This window comes from Pseudomonas sp. D47, assembly GCF_045447305.1.
In the GTDB taxonomy this organism is placed as follows: Bacteria; Pseudomonadota; Gammaproteobacteria; order Pseudomonadales; family Pseudomonadaceae; genus Aquipseudomonas.
In genome coordinates, this window is sequence record NZ_JBJGXU010000085.1 from 1 (window position 1) to 18,470 (window position 18,470).

At 54.8% G+C, this 18,470-nt stretch carries 14 protein-coding genes and 4 pseudogenes; 11 read left to right on the plus strand and 7 right to left on the minus strand.

Features of this window, described 5'->3' with window-relative positions:
* Positions 1-138 precede the first annotated feature (138 nt).
* Positions 139-465 carry a hypothetical protein gene (locus ACI77I_RS29470; protein WP_406999667.1) on the plus strand — a complete coding sequence of 109 codons (327 nt, stop codon included), beginning with the start codon at positions 139-141 and terminating at the stop codon, positions 463-465.
* Between the two features lie 445 nt (positions 466-910).
* On the plus strand, positions 911-2,176 hold the full coding sequence (locus ACI77I_RS29475; RefSeq protein WP_406999669.1) for an MFS transporter: 1,266 nt from the start codon (positions 911-913) through the stop codon (positions 2,174-2,176).
* Between the two features lie 153 nt (positions 2,177-2,329).
* On the opposite strand, the gene ACI77I_RS29480 is transcribed toward ACI77I_RS29475, so the two are convergent.
* Positions 2,330-4,138: an aminopeptidase P family protein gene (locus ACI77I_RS29480; protein ID WP_406999671.1), complete on the minus strand. Its 1,809-nt coding sequence runs from the start codon at positions 4,136-4,138 to the stop codon at positions 2,330-2,332.
* 597 nt (positions 4,139-4,735) lie between these two features.
* Here ACI77I_RS29480 and ACI77I_RS29485 point away from each other — a divergent pair.
* From ACI77I_RS29485 to ACI77I_RS29520, 8 genes and pseudogenes are all read left to right on the plus strand, one after another.
* Positions 4,736-5,602 (plus strand): cupin-like domain-containing protein, encoded by an 867-nt coding sequence (locus ACI77I_RS29485; protein WP_406999673.1) that lies wholly within the window; start codon positions 4,736-4,738, stop codon positions 5,600-5,602.
* On the plus strand, positions 5,589-6,812 hold the full coding sequence (locus tag ACI77I_RS29490; RefSeq protein ID WP_406999675.1) for an aminotransferase class I/II-fold pyridoxal phosphate-dependent enzyme: 1,224 nt from the start codon (positions 5,589-5,591) through the stop codon (positions 6,810-6,812). The genes ACI77I_RS29485 and ACI77I_RS29490 overlap by 14 nt, the downstream gene beginning before the upstream one ends.
* On the plus strand, positions 6,809-7,672 hold the full coding sequence (locus tag ACI77I_RS29495; protein WP_406999677.1) for an HpcH/HpaI aldolase/citrate lyase family protein: 864 nt from the start codon (positions 6,809-6,811) through the stop codon (positions 7,670-7,672). The genes ACI77I_RS29490 and ACI77I_RS29495 overlap by 4 nt, the downstream gene beginning before the upstream one ends.
* A complete protein-coding gene (locus ACI77I_RS29500; RefSeq protein WP_406999679.1) occupies positions 7,669-8,541 on the plus strand; it encodes an acetaldehyde dehydrogenase (acetylating) in 873 nt (290 codons plus the stop codon). The genes ACI77I_RS29495 and ACI77I_RS29500 overlap by 4 nt, the downstream gene beginning before the upstream one ends.
* Positions 8,538-9,539 carry a 4-hydroxy-2-oxovalerate aldolase gene (dmpG, locus tag ACI77I_RS29505; RefSeq protein WP_406999681.1) on the plus strand — a complete coding sequence of 334 codons (1,002 nt, stop codon included), beginning with the start codon at positions 8,538-8,540 and terminating at the stop codon, positions 9,537-9,539. Before ACI77I_RS29500 ends, dmpG begins: the two co-directional genes overlap by 4 nt.
* Positions 9,540-9,541: 2 nt before the next feature.
* A complete protein-coding gene (locus ACI77I_RS29510; RefSeq protein ID WP_406999683.1) occupies positions 9,542-10,477 on the plus strand; it encodes an ornithine cyclodeaminase family protein in 936 nt (311 codons plus the stop codon).
* 8 nt (positions 10,478-10,485) lie between these two features.
* Positions 10,486-10,992: a MaoC family dehydratase gene (locus ACI77I_RS29515; RefSeq protein WP_406999685.1), complete on the plus strand. Its 507-nt coding sequence runs from the start codon at positions 10,486-10,488 to the stop codon at positions 10,990-10,992.
* Positions 10,993-11,419: 427 nt separating this feature from the next.
* A pseudogene (locus tag ACI77I_RS29520) lies at positions 11,420-11,722 on the plus strand (inverse autotransporter beta domain-containing protein); the annotation flags it as partial.
* 139 nt (positions 11,723-11,861) lie between these two features.
* Here the strand turns inward: ACI77I_RS29520 and dacB are convergent.
* Together dacB and ACI77I_RS29530 are read right to left on the minus strand one after the other, a co-directional pair.
* Entirely contained in the window at positions 11,862-13,331 is a 1,470-nt protein-coding gene (gene dacB, locus ACI77I_RS29525; protein ID WP_406999687.1) for a D-alanyl-D-alanine carboxypeptidase/D-alanyl-D-alanine-endopeptidase, read from the minus strand.
* A gap of 12 nt (positions 13,332-13,343) precedes the next feature.
* Positions 13,344-13,678: pseudogene (locus tag ACI77I_RS29530) on the minus strand (addiction module antidote protein).
* A 209-nt stretch (positions 13,679-13,887) separates the two neighbouring features.
* Between ACI77I_RS29530 and ACI77I_RS29535 the strand changes: the two are divergent.
* Complete coding sequence (locus tag ACI77I_RS29535) at positions 13,888-14,196, plus strand: inovirus-type Gp2 protein (protein ID WP_406999689.1); 309 nt, start codon at positions 13,888-13,890, stop codon at positions 14,194-14,196.
* A 551-nt stretch (positions 14,197-14,747) separates the two neighbouring features.
* Here the strand turns inward: ACI77I_RS29535 and ACI77I_RS29540 are convergent.
* The 4 genes and pseudogenes from ACI77I_RS29540 to ACI77I_RS29555 form a co-directional block, all read right to left on the minus strand.
* Positions 14,748-15,421 (minus strand): annotated as a pseudogene (locus tag ACI77I_RS29540) (response regulator).
* Between the two features lie 70 nt (positions 15,422-15,491).
* Complete coding sequence (locus tag ACI77I_RS29545) at positions 15,492-16,094, minus strand: hypothetical protein (RefSeq protein ID WP_406999691.1); 603 nt, start codon at positions 16,092-16,094, stop codon at positions 15,492-15,494.
* Between the two features lie 223 nt (positions 16,095-16,317).
* Positions 16,318-16,637 (minus strand): annotated as a pseudogene (locus ACI77I_RS29550) (IS30 family transposase); the annotation flags it as partial.
* A 236-nt stretch (positions 16,638-16,873) separates the two neighbouring features.
* Positions 16,874-18,470, minus strand: a 1,597-nt coding sequence (locus ACI77I_RS29555; RefSeq protein WP_406999693.1) for an MATE family efflux transporter, incomplete at its 5' end; no start/stop codon positions are given.

Below are 18,470 nucleotides of genomic sequence, written 5' to 3' on the forward strand. Positions count from 1 at the left end.
GGTATAGGGCTCTGTGATCCAGTACAGGGCGCCTGGCTTAACATGTCTATACAAGTGCTGCCGGTCAGGCATATGGCGCCCTACAGGCTTTCTGAGGGGGCTTCGATTGGATAGCAAGATGAGTTACGGGGCTTTACTTTGGGTGACCATTACCTAGCGCAGGGTTTACCAGGGGATGATCTCAACGAGACGAATCGATGCGGCTCGGCCAACTACTCGCTCGTGGCGGTGCAGCTGCGTTACTTGCTGGATCAGACTGACCGGCCCTCGTTATCGATGCATTTCGCGGGGCGCGGCGGAGCTGAAGACCGACTTCACTCATCCGGTGGTGGCGACCAAGGGGGGCGGCGGGCCGCCACCTTCCCTTACATGGTGACTCAATTTCCTACCTATCCTAAATTCAAAATTTTGTTACGTTTTGCAGTGGTGACGATCACCACAGTGTCCAAGGATGAAGAAAATTAATGCTTTCCAAGAAAACGACCTACAAGACCACCCTTAGCCTCGCCATTGCCATGGCATCCTCTTAACTGTTTGCGAACGGCTTTGCTCTCAACGAACAAAGCATCAGCGGTGTGGGCCATCATGAAAGTCATGGGAGCGTTGGGAATAAATCTGCATGCCGAATTCAGACCGACTGATGCCGGATAGCCTTCACATTACGGAAATATACCTATGCGCTAGATAAAAAGGTTGAGGTGCATTTCGTTTGACTCCGCCGCTATCGCAACACGGCCCAGTGAGATCTGCAGAATCTTTCGGTTTTGAGACCTGAGGATTACCCGGCTATACTGCTAAGATGTAAAACTGTAAACGTATTGATTCGACGACTTTCAGTCGTTGACGCTGCGTTTGTTAATCCACCGTATTTAGACTTTGATGGTTTAATATTTAATAATAAGAGTATCTTATGGAAGCAAATGCTATTGAGTCTAAATTCAGTTTTGGTTCCTATACGCGATTATTATCTAGTCCTGGGCATGCCACGCTTTCATTGTTTGGGCTGCTGGTTAGATTCCCGGTGGCGATGCGGTCTATCAGCTGCATAATGTTGATTTCCGCCATTATGGATTCATTATGGACCGCCGGTACCGTGGCTGGGGCGCTAATGATTTCGCAGGCTATAGCCAGCCCGGTATTAGGCAGGCTCGCCGACCGATTCAGTCAGCGGAAAATTCTTGTCATTACCTGTTGCAGTCACGTTGTTGCGATAATTGCACTCATCGCACTGGTGTTACTTAACGCGCATTTATGGGCGATGATGGTCGCGGCCATTTGTGCTGGTTGCTCGTCAGTGCCTGTTGACGGGTTTATTCGTACCCGCTGGGCTTCGATGGTTACTGATAACGCTCTACGCACCGCGTATGCGTTAGAAACTGTTCTTGATGAGATTATGTTCTTGTTGGGGCCGTTAATCGCCATCGTTTTAGCCACGATATGGCACCCAGCGACAGGCTTGGCATTATGTGCCGCTCTCACGTTCAGTGGTTCTATGGCCTTGGTGCTGCATCGGCGCTCTGAACCAGTTATTGTGAAGAAGACAGAAGAAAACACCCGCAGAGCCATCAGTATGCCTTGGGTTCGTGCCCTAATGATCTCCTATGCGGCGGTGGGGATATTTCTTGGCTCGATCGACGTCATGATGATCGCCTTCGCTAAAGAGGCGGGTAACCCTACTCTCGCTGGAGTGTTATTGTCTATTTGCGCCGCGGGGAGCCTGGTCGGCGGTATCTGTTATGGCGCCATGAACTGGTCTATACCGCAACCCCGATTGCTGCTTATCACTTCCGTCACGCTGTGTGCGGGTACTATTCCCCTTGTTTTCACAAGCTCCCCTATCGTTATGGGCATTTCCGCGTTCATTGCAGGTCTGTCGGTGGCGCCGTTATTGATCACCTGCAGTAACCTATTGGAGTCGTTAACGCCTAAAGGTTTTTTGTCAGAAGGCTTTTCTTGGCTTTCCAGCGCGGGTTGGCTTGGCTTTTCCTTGGGCGTGTCTGTAGGTGGGCAACTTTCTGATCAAGGCGGGGCGGATCAGATAGCCTGGATGGCGATGGCCGCGGGAATACTTGCCTTGTTAGCCAGTCTCTATAGTCAGAGATTACTTACTTATGGTTTGCAGCCCCCGCATGAGCTGACGCTCGGCGTAGGCGGAGTGAAAGGCGTTGATGAGTAGCTTGTGACAAAGTGCAAAGGGCCCCGGTGTCGACTTTATCGATCGAGGGCCAGTTATTTTTCGACCAGGGTCGATTGGATTTTTCCGCGAGGCGGTGGTCTGAGTCTCAATCAGGCCATGCGCCGCCAGTGATTGCTGGCGGCGCATGCACGACTAGATAGGAGCAGTGCGAGTATTCAACCAGGCTAACGCCGCGCCGTCCAGCAAGGGGCTCAAACGTTGTCTGACTTCGGCGTGATAGCCGTTGAACCACTCGCGCTCGTCCTCGGTCAGCGATGATGTTTCCAAGCACCGTGTGTCTATCGGGCACAAGGTCAGGGTTTCGAACTTGAGGAACTCACCGAACTCGCTTGCGCTGGCCTCGCGGTTCAACACCAAGTTCTCGATCCGCACGCCCCAACGACCCGGACGGTAGGTTCCCGGCTCGATTGAGGTGATCATTCCCGGCTGCATTGCCGTTTGTGGTGCAGGCGCTGCTTGATAGGCGATGACTTGCGGGCCTTCGTGCACGTTGAGGAAGTAACCCACGCCGTGCCCGGTGCCATGCCCATAGTCAACGCTCTCGGCCCAGATCGGCGCGCGTGCGATGGCGTCAAGCAACGGCGACAGAATGCCCCGCGGGAACTGCGCACGCGACAACGCAATCATGCCCTTGAGCACCCGCGTGCAATCACGCTTCTGCTCGGCGGTTGGCGTGCCCACAGGCACCATCCGAGTGATGTCAGTGGTGCCGCCTAGATACTGTCCGCCTGAGTCGATCAACAGCAGACCATCGCCCTCAATCAACGTGTGTTCTTCTTCGGTAGCGTGGTAGTGCGGCATGGCAGCGTTGGCGTTGTAGGCCGCGATGGTATTAAAACTCAGTGACACGTAGCCCGGACGACGGGCGCGTGCAGCGGTCAGGTGCTCGTCAATGGTCAACTCGGTGATGCGTTCGCGCCCCCAGGCACCCTCAAGCCAAGTGAAGAATTCGCATAACGCCGCGCCGTCCTGCGACATCGCCTGACGGATATGTTCGGCGTCGGCCTGGCTTTTCTGCGACTTGGTCAAGGTGGTCGGGTTCAAACCCTCAATCAGCTTCACGTCACTGCCGAGGTTATCCGTTAGGCCAATGGTCACCCGCGCCGGGTCGACGTGCAGGCTGTCACCGTCCGGTATCGCGGCCAGGGCCTGCGCCACTTCACTATAGTCACGTAGAGTCACGCCATCTTGTTCAAGCACCGCACGCAATGCAGCGTCCACTTTGCTCAACGCCACGAACAAGGTCGCTTGCTGCTGGCCGATCAAGGCGAAGGAGACAAATACCGGGTTGAACGATACATCCGCACCACGCAGGTTGAACAACCAGGCGATGTCATCGAGGGTGGCGATAAAGTGCCAGTCGGCACCACGGTCCTTCAGGGTTTCACGCAGCGTGGTGAGTTTGTCACCCCTGCTGACGGTTGCCTGAGGCCGAAGGTGCGGGTAGATCGGTTGCACCGGCAGGCTTGGTCGGTCATTCCAGACTTCATTCAATAGATCGATGTCCGTGCGAAGGCGTGCGCCGTGATCGGCCAGCTTACTGCTCAGGGAGCGGGCGGACGCCACGGCCATCACAGCACCATCCACTGCCACCACGCCACCTTTCGGAGTTTTCTCGGCCAGCCATTCCAAGGGCCCGGGCTGACAGGGTTGCAGTTTGACCAACTCAATGCCGCTGCCCTTGAGTTCCTTGGTGGCCTGCTCCCAGTAGCGGCTATCCGCCCAGATTCCTGCGAATTCGCGAGTCACGATCAGCGTGCCCACCGAACCATGAAAACCCGATAACCATTGGCGGCCCTGCCAATATCCAGGCAGGTACTCCGACAGGTGCGGATCAGCCGACGGCACGAGCAGGGCATGAATGGCCTCCCGGCTCATCAGCTCACGGATATGCGCCAAGCGCTGGGGAATCGTTCCATGGGTCAAAGGCTGTGTGTTCATCATATCTCCTGCTAATCACTTTGATTTTGTTATAGGCGCTGACTTATGGTCTGCGCGTCAGGGGGGGCGGTAGCCCAGAACGCCGGAGCACTGGAGGTTGCGGCTTTGATCAAATGAGCGACCTGATCGACGCCCTGCTTGGTGGCGAAACGCTTCAGGCTCGCACATGCTCGGTGCGTTGCTCGCCGAATTACAGGCCGCCATAGCCGAAAAGGCAATGAAAGCACTTATGCCTAAGAATTGACTCACCTTCAGTAAAATCAGACTCAGTGGATGTGGAATGTTGGATCGACTGCCATCACTCTTGGCTGGCAAGGTTGCGGACGTTTGCTCTTGGGCTGATAACGCCCACGTAACCTGGTCATTGCTCGCGTCGGCTTTGACCACCGTAGACAACGTCCATCGACGTTGTAACACCAAGCGGGCTAAACAAATAGTACGTGTACAAGTTCAGGTTAGGATTTTCTATCCGAGAAGCCCATCAGTAGGGGTATTGCGTAACAGTTAGTAATAGATAAGTGTTAGCAATAAATAAGCGTCGAGGCCCATTTTAGCAGGTCTGGCAATATTATTTTCCGGGATAGGGAAACGACAATAATGAAACATTCAGTAACGGGTGTTCCCGTTCCACGTATTACGTTTAAAGAATTTGTCGCCTTTGGCGTTGAGGCTACTTTCAGAGCAGACGTGCCTCTAATTATCACCGATTTACCCATTGATACGAGTATCAATGCGAGCAACCTGATCGCGCATCGTTTAGGTGATGATGATGTCACATTGTTCCGGGAAGTCAGTAATAAGGAAAATACCGAACGATGGCAGACAATGAAAATTCAGCTTCGAGGGTTCATTGAAAACGAAGAATATCAGAGTGACCATAGCACCTGGTATAGAGTGGTTTCAAATATCATGCACAGGCCCGAAGACGTGAATAATATTCTCGGTTTCGATGCTTTCTCTCTATTGGCTTCCCGTCGTGGTTTAAATGCCGCCAATTTATGGGTCAGCTACCACGGTGTATTTACCCAAAGCCATTTCGATGAATTGGAGAACTTCAATATCTCGCTGCAGGGCAGAAAGAGATTCATTCTTTTTCCACCTGGCCGACGTGATTACTATCCGCGCTCTATCCTGCAGGGTTTCGGCGATAAGTCACAAGTTTTTGACTTTGACAAAATTGATCCGCAGCGTTTCCCACGGTTGGCAGCAAAAATCTCGCAGCGCCGCGACTTTATTTTAGAACCCGGCGAGATGCTGTATTTGCCGCTTGGGTGGTGGCACCAGGCCGAATCTTTGGACGACCTAAACATCAACGTTAATTTTTGGTTCTGGGATCTGAAAATCCTACGCAGGCCTTATGTTTTCTATTCCGCGCTCTACACGGCAGCCTACCGTAAGTTCAAAGGCATCTACAACTATCAACCAGAATCGACCAAGAGGAAGGCGCTTGATGAGCAGTCGTAAGGAAATTATCCCCACCAACCAATTTCGCAATAACGACAAAGCTATCGGTATTGGCAATCCTTTCTGGGATATGTCAGAGCAAAACGGGCTTGCAGGGATTATCGCTGACCTCGACAGTGATCTTTTGTCCACCAAGAGTGGTCATCAGTTTGTCAATTTTAGCTGCTGTTCATACCTCAACCTGGACTCCCACAGCAAGGTTATCGAAGGCGCCATTGATGCCGTTCGCCGTTATGGCGTGCTGGATCACTGCATCGCCCGCAGCCGAGTCCAGCTCCCAGCCATGAAGGAACTGGAGGAGTCGCTGGGTGAGCTGTTCAGTGCCGACGTGCTTAGCGGCGTATCGGCGAGTAGCGTCAGCGGCGGTTTGCTTCCTCTTATAGCATCAGGGCATTTAGGTAACGGCGTTCGGCCTTTGATGATCTTCGATAAGCACGCTCATGTGTCGTTGGCTGCAGCCAAACCCGCCTGTGCCGATGAAACCGAGGTCGTCACCTGCAACTACCACGATCTGAACTTCATCGAAGACTGCTGCAAAAAATATAAGCGGGTCTGTTACGTGGTCGACGGCAGCGATAGCCTGGGGGGATATGCCCCGGTCAAAGCCCTGGCCGAGTTGCAGGACAAATACGGTTTGATGGTCTTTTACGACGATTCACATTCGATATCGGCATATGGTGAGCGTGGTATCGGTTATGTTCGCTCCCATAGCCCGGCGTTGAATGAAAACACCATAATGGTGGTTACGCTCAATAAAGCTTTCGGCACTAGCGGAGCCGCAATACTGCTTAACGGTTATTCGCAGCAGATGTTGCGCCTGGTAGAGCGATTTGGCGGAGGGCTCAACTATTCACAGAACCTGAATACGGCCGCCATCGGCGCCAGCCTGGCTTCGGCAGAAATTCACCGCACAGCTGAATTGCCAAAGTTGCAGAAAAAACTGTACGACAATATTTCACTGTTCGATTCACTGATCCCGACGGAACAAAGCGGGAACACCTACCCGATCCGCCTGGTGCCGATGAGCGATGAAAGGGTGATCAGTGCGGGGCGTCAGGTTATAGAGGCAGGTTTTTATGTCTCGCCAGTGTTTTTCCCTATCGTAGCCAAAGGCACTGCCGGCCTGCGAGTGATGATGCGTGCCGGGCAAAGGGACGAGCAAATTCGCGGTTTATGCCAGGTGATCTCTTCTGTCAGGGGGCCTCAATGACGGATTTAGCGCGGGCTGTTCCACGCAGCATTCTGTACACACCTGCCTTATCACTCAGCCGAGTCGTCAAGGCACTGTCTTATGACGCCGACGTTTATTTGATGGATTTGGAAGACTCGGTTCCTGGCCCTGCCAAAGCGGAAGCAAGGGCCATTTGTCGCATGGCTCTCGATAATGCAACGCAGTCCACGAATATCGCCGTGCGGATCAACGCACTGGGAACGATTGATTCGTTGCATGACATGGTCATGCTGAGCGCGGGCAAAGCCACTCCGGGCTTTATAGTCATGTCCATGGTCAGGTCGCCTGCCGAGGTGATCTTCCTGCGCGAGACATTTGCCTCTGTTGGCAAACATCCGGAAATTTACCTGACGATAGAGACCGTTGAAGCCATTACCGATCTTGATAACGTAGCTGCCGTGGCGGACGGATTGATTTTCGGTTCTGCGGATTTGGCCGCCACGCTGGGGGTGCAAATCACGTGGCCTGGCATGCTGGCCGCGCGTCAGGCGATGGTACTGGCGAGCGCCAGACACGGTATTGGCTGTATCGATACCGCCAATTATCGCCTTTCCGAACCTGCGGTCCTGGCGAATGAAATTCAGTGCGCCAAGGATCTGGGGTTCCACGGAAAAGCCACCGTTCATCCTAGCGAACTTGAACTGATCAACTCAGCGCTACGGCCCAATAAGGGCGAATTATTGGCGGCAAGCCGGATCACCGACGCCGTGAAGACCGCCCAAGGGGGGATTGCCTTGCTTGATGGGAGCATGGTTGGGCCGCCTTTTGCCCGCATGGCCCACAACACCCTGCGTTCCGGCAAGGCCTGGGCGGCACGTTTCGATAGGAGCAACTCATGACTATCTCCGTTGCCGTCATCGGGACCGGCGCCATAGGCATGGATCTGGTCAGTAAAATTTATCATTCCTCGTTGCTGAATTGTCAGCTGCTCGCGGGGCGGAACAAGGACTCAGCCGGCACTCGTCGGGCAGCCCAGTTGGGCTGCCCGACGAGTGCCGGCGGTATAGACGCCATTTTGGCGGCGTCAGAACCCTTCGACGTGGTCTTCGACGCCACCAATGCGATGTCACATGCCAAACATTGGGAACTGTTGCGTCCGTTGGGTACCTTGCTGATCGACTTAACACCCAGTCACTTGGGCAAAATGATAGTGCCCACAGTGACCGGCATTGATGTACTGACCGAGCGCAATGTCAGTCTGATCAGCTGCGGTGGGCAGGCATCGATACCCATACTGCATGCCCTAAGTCGTCATTTCCGTATCAACGACATCGAGGTCGTGGCGACCGTAGCAAGCGATATCCTGGGGCGAGCCACTCGGATTAATATCGACGAATACGTGGAAACTACGCAGCTCGCACTGAGCACTTTCACCGGCGTAGCAAACACCAAGGCGATCCTCAACATCAGTCCGGCGGTGCCTCCCGCCATGTTTAGGGTCACTATTTTTGCCAGCATTCCAGGCGTGACGACCGAACAGATAACGCCAGTCGTCACCGACGCTGTTGAGGCAGTACGGGGTTTTTCGGCGGGATATTCGCTCACTACTCTCAAAGTCACCGAAGGACGAGTTTCGATATCTCTGGAGGTGATAGCTAGCAGCAACGTGCTGCCTGAATACGCTGGGAATCTGGATTTGATTAATTCTGCGGCCATCATGGTTGCCGAGCAGTATGCGCACTATCGAAACAAGCTGGAGAGCAAATGAATATCTTAATTAACGATTCAACCTTGCGCGATGGTCAGCACGCCGTAAAACACCAGCTCACAGTTGCACAACTGCGAGACTATGCCACCGCCGTAGATAAAACCGGGGTTGCAATCGTTGAGGTCGGCCACGGCAACGGGCTCGGCGCGTCTTCATATCAGGTCGGGCGGGCAGCATTGAGTGATGAAACCATGTTGACGACCGTGCGCGAGTCTCTTCGAAACAGCAAGATGGGCGTATTTATGTTGCCAGGTTGGGGAGTCATCGCCGACTTGTCAAAAGCGCTGTCTTGTGGCGCTGAAGTGGTGCGGATCGGTACCCATTGCACCGAGGCAACCCTTGCTGAACGCCATCTTGGCTGGCTGCGTGAGCGGGGCGCAGAGGCTCATGCGGTATTGATGATGAGCCATATGGCAACCCCCGTACAGTTAGCCGCACAAGCTGAATTATTGGTGGGGTATGGTGCGCAGGCTGTCGGCATCATGGATTCCGCTGGCAATCTTTTGCCGCAGGATGTTACCGCACGCATCGCCGCGATGCGGTTGCAGGTAGACGTGCCACTCATTTTTCACGCCCACAACAATTTGGGCATGGCGGTTGCTAACTCGGTAGCTGCCGCTGAGGCCGGGGCCACCGTTATTGATGGTTGTGCTTGCGGGTTTGGAGCTGGGGCGGGGAATACTCAACTCGAAGTTCTGATTCCCGTATTAGCGCGCCTGGAGTTCGACACGGGTATAGACCTTTATCAATTTCTTGATGCCGCAGAACTCGTCGCCCGGGAATTAATGGTAACCCCGCCGATGATAGATTCCATGGGCATCGTCAGTGGTCTGGCAGGCGTCTTCTCCGGCTTCAAAAATCCTGTTTTAAATCACGCAGGCACCGCTGGGATAGACCCGCGCGACGTCTTCTTCGAACTAGGAAGACGGCAGGTCGTGGCCGGGCAAGAAGACATTATCGTTGAGGTTGTCGCGCAGATGAAAAGGGCCAGCATGTGACCATGCAAATAATAGACGCCACCGAAATGTCCGGAGATGCCCGGCTTTGGCAGGTGATGGAGGTCCTTGGTGAGGCCTTCAAGGATTTACGTACAGGTGAAGAACAATCGCCACCGCGAACTTTACTCCAGCATGGCCCCTCAGAGATGTTGATCAGCCCGGCCGCGTGGATGAAGCGCGGCGTTGCTAGCGTAAAAATCACCACTCTCACGCAAGGTAACTCAGAGCATGGACTTCCGTTGATCCACGGTGTTGTGGTGTTAACGGACATCAATACGGGTCAGATACTTGCCTTGCTCGATGGCGCAAGTTTAACCGCCTTGCGAACCGGCGCCGTGGCCGGTTTAGCGACCAGTTTGTGCGCCCCGGCCAACGCTGGGGATCTTGCTATCCTGGGGGCGGGGGTTCAGGCGCGGGCCACTCTGCTGGCGATGCTGGCCGTGCGCCAGATCCACAGGGTGCGGTTGTTCTCCCGTACAATGGCCAGAACGGATGAGTTTGCGCAGTGGGCGCAGACGTTAACTGACGCTGAGGTCACCGTCTGCAGTAGCGCATTCGAAGCGGTGCAGGGGGCTGATATCATCTGCACCACCACCTCAACTAGTTCCAGTGAGCCTTTGATTAAAACCGACTGGGTGGCGCCGGGAGCTCACCTGAATATCATCGGCGGTACCCACGAAGAGGCTATCGAAGTTGATCCCGCTTTATTGAAAACAGCGTTTGTCATTGTAGAAACGAGGGCCGCCGCTCAGGAAGACGCGGGGGAAGTTCGAACTGCACTCGCGCGGGGCTACCTCCAGCCAGAATATCTTAATGAACTTGGCGCTCTTATTCTTGGCGAGTCCACCGCTAAGCGGGGGCAGACCACTGCGTTTCGCAGCGTGGGGCTGGCCATTGAAGATACTGCCGCCGCGGTCGCGCTATACCAATTCAGGTAGAAAATCTCATGTTAAGACAAGTTGGCGAAAATGAGTACGTTGAAGAACACGGTGGGGACTACGAGGACTTCGAGCCAGGAATGACAATCAAACACTGGCCTGGCCGCACCCTCTCTGAAGCAGACAACACTTGGCTAACCTTACTGACGATGAATCAGCATCCATTGCATTTCGATCATGCCTATGGTGCCAGCGCTGAATATGGCCGCGTTTTGGTGAATAGCAGCATCACTTTGGCATTGGTCAGTGGGATGACCGTGCAGGCTTTGTCTGCCAGGGCTGTAGCGAACCTAGGTTGGGAGTCCGTGCGTTTGAAAACCCCGCTTTTTGTGGGCGACACGCTCTACGCAACCAGCAAAATCCTCGCAAAACGTCCGTCGAAATCCCAGCCGAATAATGGCATTATTACGGTAGAAACGCTGGGTATCAAATCCACACGAGAAACGGTTATCACCTTCGAAAGGTCTTTTATGGTTCGGCGTCGAGATTATGTTGGGGAGCCTATAGAGTTCTGAAAAAAACATATGCGTGCGACGCTCCCATCAGTGCATCGATGCGTCAATAAATGCTCATCCCGCTGACGTTATGTATTCACTCAGCGGACCACCCTCATGGCTTACCCACGGCCCCTAGCAGTGGGGCTATTTTTAGTCATCCGTCTGGGCTAGGACACCCGCCTACTGCGGGGCATGGAGAACGGCACGGTAGTTTGGCGCTTGGTTGGCCAAAACGCCGAAGCCCTTGGGCAATGGACACGCAGCACAGCTCAGGCCATCAGCCTCGGACGCTTCAGCGTTATCATAAACGCCCCCTCGATCAAAGCCTCCGGCGGTCGGTTACCGTTAGCGGCTTTGGTGGTCAACGTCCTCAACGCTGGAACCTATGCGGACAGGCTACCGAGATGGAAGGAAGTGATGCACAGCGTCAGGCGGATACCGGGTCGACGTGTCAGGTAGCCGTAGTCAGACAGAAAAAAATCCTAAAGGTTATACCTTGGGTGCCAAGTATCAACCGATCCCCCTGCTTCACTTGAACGCTCAACACACCAAAGTTACTGGCGGTCATGGCGGCTGGGAATTGGGCATGGGCCTGACTTGCTTCGAAAAAGAGGTCGATGGTAGTTATAAACGCTGCTTCGCTACCTTGTCTGAGTATAGATTTAATCAGCGAACAATCACTGTCCAAGTACTTCTAGAATCTTTGTTCAAGTCAGCGCGGTATTCGCAATTTGTAATACTGATATAGGGGGCTACTCGGTTACGCTGATCGAGCAAGTCTCTCGGGAACAGTTAAGGCCATTGAGGTAGCGCTCGGAACGAGAAAGTGGGCTTTAACGGTTCTGTTCCGCTGGGCTTTCAATCCGCCCCCTGACTAACTACGTTAGCTAATCATGCGCATCAGCTCGGGGCAGTCTGTCCAGCTTCGGCTGGCGATACAGTTCCAGTAGCACCTGATCCAGCACCGACGAAGCCCCCCACGGCTTAGGATCGTTGAGTATCGCCACTACTGCCCAGGTATTGCCATTGCTGTCGCGGCTGAAGCCAGCCATCGCCCGCACGTTGTTCAAGGTGCCAGTCTTGACGTGGGCTTCACCGCGCAAAGCCGTGCTTTTCAGGCGTTTACGCATGCCGCCATCCATTCCGGAAATCGGCAGCGAACTGATGTACTCCGCCGCATACGGACTTCTCCAGGCGGCTTGTAGCATAGTTGCCATCTCCCGGGCGCTGATCCTTTCGGAGCGCGACAGGCCGGAGCCGTTCTCCATTATCAAGTGCGGCGCTGTGATGTTTTTCTTCGCCAGCCAACTACGTACCACACGTAGGGCGGCCTTGGCGTCGTCGGCGTCGGCGTCGGTACGGTATTGCGCTCCGAGGCTGAGGAATAATTGCCTGGCCATGGTGTTGTTACTGTATTTGTTGATATCGCGGATGATTTCTGCCAGGTCTGGGGAGAATACCCGGGCCAGGACCTTGGCATCTTTTGGCACCAAGGCCTGCACGTCGCGTCCTTGGATGCTGCCGCCCAATTCCTTCCAGATCGCCCGTAGTGTGCCGGCGGTGTAAGTGGCGTGGTCCAGCAGTGACAGATAGGTCTGCGAGCTGCAGCCGTCACCCAATTGCCCGTTAACGGTCACCGTGACGCTGCCATCGGCGGCGGTCACCGGGTTGTAACGCACGTCACCAGTGCACTGTTTACTGTTGACCACCTTAACCTGGTTATTGATATGAATACTGGCAATTGGCGGCTCCACCGAAATCAGAACCTTGCCGGAATCGTTTCGGGCCAGAAAGCGCAAGGCCTTGAGGTTAACCAGCAATGCGTCGGGATTGACTAAGAAGGGCCTATTGACGTCGTTACCGTCGTCATTGAATTCCGGCAATTGCGGCTGGACGAAGAAACTGCGATCCAGCACTAGGTCGCCGGTTACTTGTCGCACGCCGTTTGCACGCAGGTCACGCATCAGCAACCAGAGCTTTTCCATGTTCAGCTTAGGATCACCGCCACCCTTGAGGTACAGGTTACCGTGCAGCACGCCACCACTCAGGGTGCCGTCGGTATAGAACTCGGTTTTCCACTGGTGGGTGGGGCCGAGCATTTCCAGGGCGGCGTAGGTAGTGACTAGCTTCATGGTCGAAGCTGGATTGACCGACACGTCGGCGTTGACCATGGTGGGCGTGCCAGGGCCGTTGAGGGGAATCATCACCAATGACAGCGCGTTGTTCGGTAGCTTGGCCTTCTGGAGGGCTTCCTGAACCTTGGGGGGCAGGCTAGTGTTGAACGGGGCGGCGGTGACCGAAAAGGTCAGGTGCAGAAGAAAGCCGGTCAGTAACAGGGGCTGAAAAGACTTGAGCATATAGATGAAACCCTACTGCTGAGGAGGGTGGAAAATGGGTTCTAAGGTTTTTATTAGCGGGGCTATGTGCTGCCGTGCAGTCATCTTGATCCCAAGGGCTCGCATAGCGACCAGCATGGTTTTGAGCGTAGGGTTTGCTTATCGCTGAACGAGCGATAAAGCAGCTCGCCGGAAAGGCCTGTTTCACAGGCCAGTTCGATCATTCCTTTGGCGCGGGCAACAATACCCATTGCCTTGGTGATGTATTTCGCGTCACCAGTCTCAAACGCATCCTCCATGAAGATAGATATGGATTCAGGGCCATCTAGGATTGCCCCGGGGTCATAGTCGTAAATTGCGTCTTTCATTGTGGCCACTACTCACTGGCGAGTTTATTGGTCGTGCCAATATCACGGCTTTGGCTGCTTTTGTTGTCGCCGCACAACAACAAAACGAACTCTTTACTTCGCTGCTGGAAATATACGCTGTCGCCGAGGCCGTTGTGACCCCGTGACTCGCTGACGCACTGTCTTAATGGCGTTCCCCCCAGCAAACCATTTGCTACCCGAATCAGGCAATGCCGTCATCATGGTTTGTTGACTCCTTGACCTTCAGGATTCAATCCGCTCGCAAACATTCAGAACGCCTGAATGGTACTGCTCATCTAACCGTGCTGTTGCTCAATCGGGATGCGTACCACGCCGTGGAGCGGTTTCAGTCAGAGCGGGAGAATCTCAACAGTCGTATCCAGGTGGCCTGGGCGAGGGCGCTGAGGTTTCCGTTCGAAGAGGCAGATGGTTTGGTGCACATCCCTGCGAACGCCACATTCCATCTCTCCCAGGATGCTCAGGAGGAAATGCATCGGTACTTCCATCGGGTCAGTTAACCGCCTCTGTCGACGTCTGCGAGCGGATTCAAAGGTGGTGCCGGTGGACCTGTGAGCGGATTGAATGGAGTGCTCGCCCCCAGTAAGCGCTGATGGGCAAGTTCGCGACGCTATTACGTCGGTCATTCACCGAGCCCCGCCGTTACGTTCACGCGATCCAACGCGACCTCTAAAAAGTCACGTCATCGGGGCCGGTGTAGAGGCTCACGCCCGGCGGATCACGATTGTTATTCAGGAAGCCACTCCCGACCAGGCGCATTTGCTCGCTGTGGTTACCTGGACTTCTCGATGCGCCTCGTCTTCACTGCTGCAGGCCGCCAGAAACAGCGCAAAAAACGGTGGGGGGCATGGTCTTTTTAGCCGTCGCCATACGGGGCGATCTCAATTATTTATCGGACGGCTACTGGACTGTCAAAGGGTGATGATAAACGCCGCCACCGCCATGATAGCTAAGCAGCCAATAATCTCGCCCGTCACGGGGATCAATAAGGTCAGGGACACTACCGCCAACAGGGCGGCTAGGAGTATCCACCCTGCACGCCGGAAGCCCATCATGTGCAACGCTGCGTGAACAGGTAACCTTGGCCGCGCACGGTGTCGATCGGCTTAAAGCCGGTCCGGCCTTCGAGTTTACGCCGCAGTCGGCACACCAACACCTCGATGACATTTGGGTCGCGCTCACCGTCTTCCGGATAGAGTCTCATCAATTGTTCCTTGGCCACTACCTGCTGATGATGGTGCATCAGGTACTCAAGGATGCGGTACTCGTCGGTGGTTAGGGCCAACGGCTGCTCATCGAAAGCCGCCTGTTTGCGATTGAGGTCGAGCGACAGCGGTCCGGCGACGAGAGTCGACTGGGTAAATCCGACGGTACTACGCAGCAAGGCAGCCAGCCGCGCGTCCAACTCTTCAAACCGAAAGGGTTTGACCAAGTAATCATCGGCCCCAGCGGCCAGGCCTTCGACCTTGTCTTGCCAATTGCAGCGCGCGGTGAGGATCAGGATCGGAAGACGCTGGCCCCGGTTGCGCAGTTGCAGGATCAGTTCCTGGCCACTCATATTCGGCAGGCTAAGGTCGACAGCGCCAGGTCATGGTTGAAGTGCTCAGCCAGGTACAAGGCCTCTTTGGCGTTGCTCACGGCTTCAACCAAGTGACCGCTCTCGGTCAGGCGGGTGTATAGGTGATGACGCAATAACGCGTCATCTTCAACGACCAGTAATTTCATCACGCTCTCCTGAGTAACCCCGCTGACGAAGCACAACGCTTTGCCTCGTCAGCCTGACGTCGGACGCTGGTTAAAACGCGTAGTTGGCCGCCAGGTAGGTCTGAGCGCTGCTGTTGAGTTTCATCGAACCCTGTTTGCTACCGCCGTGCTCATTCAGCTCGGTACTGGCGTTGGTGCGAAGGTAGCGGTAACCCAGCTCCAGCGATGTATTTGAGGTCACCTGTTGCAACACGCCAGCTTGGGCGCCGATGGTGTAACCGATATTTGTGTCGCGGCTGAAGCCGGATGATTCCTGGCTTACTTTGGTCAGACCGGCCGAGGCGCCGCCAAACAGTTTGGTGTCCTTGCCCACCGGCAGGAACAGGTCGTAGCTACCGAGCAGGTTTTCCTGACGCTGCTTATAGGCATGGTGCGAACCCGACACGTTGTCGTAGGTGGCGTAGTAACGGCTGTCGTCGCTTTGACGGCCGACGCGCAGACCAAAGGTGTGGTCCTTGTGGATGATGCCGTCGGCGCTCGGGTGGTTGAGGTTATTGTTCAGCGACTTGGATTTACTGATCTGGTTGCTGGTCTGGCCATAGGTCACGCCAGCGAAGTTAGTGGTCTCAGCCTGGGCCACGGCACTGGCGCCCAATACGGTGAAGGTCAGCAGCAATTTTTTGAAGGGGGTCATTGGGAAATTCCTAATGCGCTGAGTGCGCTGTGGGGGATGAAGTAAGGTTATGCACCCCGTTCTGAACACCCGCTGAACCCATGCTGTACCTTGGCTGAACCAGATCAAACGATTGTTTGAAGAGTCAGGATTGCTCTATGGAGTGCGCTGCTGGAGTCCGGAACCACCAGGCGGAGCTGGCCGTCGTCTGGCGTGCCGCGGGGCCACGTCTATTGCCTCATTAGCAAAAGTAGATGGCAGCCCCAGCCTTCTGCGTAATTTCAGCATGCCGTGCCATTTCCCGTCCCTGGTTGTAGGTCATGCTCTTGCGCATCGCCCGCGGCATACGATTGAGTGCAGCACTGAAGCCCCGCATGGCCGACGTCGCGGTTGCATCGCTCATTTTTACCGGCATCAAGTCACCACTGGTGCGCTTCACTAAGGTGCCTAAAAACGAGGCGTTGGCCTTGCCCTTAATCAAATCCCCTCCCAATGACCTGGCATCAACCGATCTTCAATCTTCGGTGAGCGTACATGGATACTCAGTATCTCGGGGGATGTGCCGGCGTCAATCCACTCCCTCAGAGCGCGCCATCCCCACTGGGTCAGTTTTTTTCAATCAGCGCCAACACGGCAAGCGGATTCAAAAACAAACAGCGAAAATATGCGACGGTTAAAATATCTTCGCGGGCTCCACATTACGGATATCTCACAAAACGGCATATGCCGATTCGAAAGAGACATCGGCGAGTTTGTCCTGCAGTGCCCGTCGTCTGTCTGGTGGAAATCCGCGCTTGCTATCAATGCTTGGCCGAGGATGGAGCGAAATGTCGCTTGAGCAGCAGCCACGATCCCGCACCTAGAATCACGGTTGAAACCGGCAGGGCTAGAAAAACGCCGGTCACCCCTAACCAAGGCGCAAGTATCAGCAATGCGGGTACCTGAATCAGCATGTTCAGAACCGTGATCACGACAGCCTTCGTATTCTGATTAATTGCCTGGAAATAAGCGGCGGCCAATACCAGCAGTCCGTCGATGAATAGGGCAAACAGATGCAGTCGCAGTGCATGTACCGTGGCCTGGGTGAGTGCGGTGTCATCTGGACTGACAAAAATGTGCGACCAGGCATGGGGCAGCAGAAAGATCAGTCCGACGAACACGACACCACTACCGATAATCCAGCGCAGGGCGAGCGTGAAGGTTTGTCGGATAGCGGCGGTGTGACCAGCCCCGTGAAAATAGCTCACCATCGGCTGCATGCCGGTGGCCAGGCCTTCAGCCAACAAATAGTAGAGAGTCATGATGTATCCGGTGACGGCGTAGGCGGCCACATGCACTGTGTTGCCATAGTGCATGAGCGCGGTGTTGTGGAGTACGACGGCAAAGCTGGCATACAGATACATCAAAAAGCTTGAAAAGCCGCTGCTCGCGATGGCCCGGTACGGGGCCCACTGCGGCCAGATCCACATGTCTTTTCGGTGTAAAGTCAGGGGGCTGGCACGGGAACATAAAAAAACCAAACCAATGATGACCGAGAGCGATTCCCCCATCACCGTAGCCCACGCTGCGCCTTCTAGGCCCCAGCCCATGACCACGATAAACAGGTAGTCGAGCAACACGTTGATCAAAGCCCCCGCCAGCAGCATTCCGGTGGCGAGCATGGGCGCGCCGAGGTTTCTCACTAGAATGGGCAAGGCCAGGCTGGCCATGATCAATGGGGCGCCCCCTCCAAAGACGCGCAGGTAATCAGCGCCGTGGCGCATCACGCTGGCATCGACCCCTTGTATCTGTAAAAGGGGTTCGCCCCACGCGGTGACCAGGCAGCCCACAGTGATGCCCAGCAGCAGAAGCAGCCAAAGACCGTGGGCAATGAACTGCCGGGCTTTTTGCAGTTGCGCTTGTCCTTGGGCGATCGAGCAGTGGATGCCGGCGCCCATGCCCACCATTAGGCCTACTCCGGCAATCAAGCCAATCCAGGGCCAGGCGGTGTTGATCGCCGCCAAGCCGTCGGCACCGACGAATTGGCCAATGAAAATGCCGTCAACGATTTGATAGAGCCCGCTAACGAGCATGGCAAAAACGGTTGGCCATGTGTAACGCCAGTAGGTGGTGGGTACGTTATATGACGTGATGGTTTGGGTTGCTTCAGCCATGAGGTGAGCTTTGCTAAATGATGTCTGCGAGACGAGGCCTTTCAAAGGCAGCGATATAAAATGATGCAAATAGTGTCGTTCGAGGGTGCAAGCTTTTCGCCGAATGGGAGCGTGATATTGGCTCGGTGAAATACCGCCATTAGAAGGTACGTAAGCATAATTGAGTTGTACAGCGTTCAATGCAGGATCGCCGCCGCTCGATTGTAAGCAATGCTTTCCAAGGCAAAATGCGCGATGTAAGTCG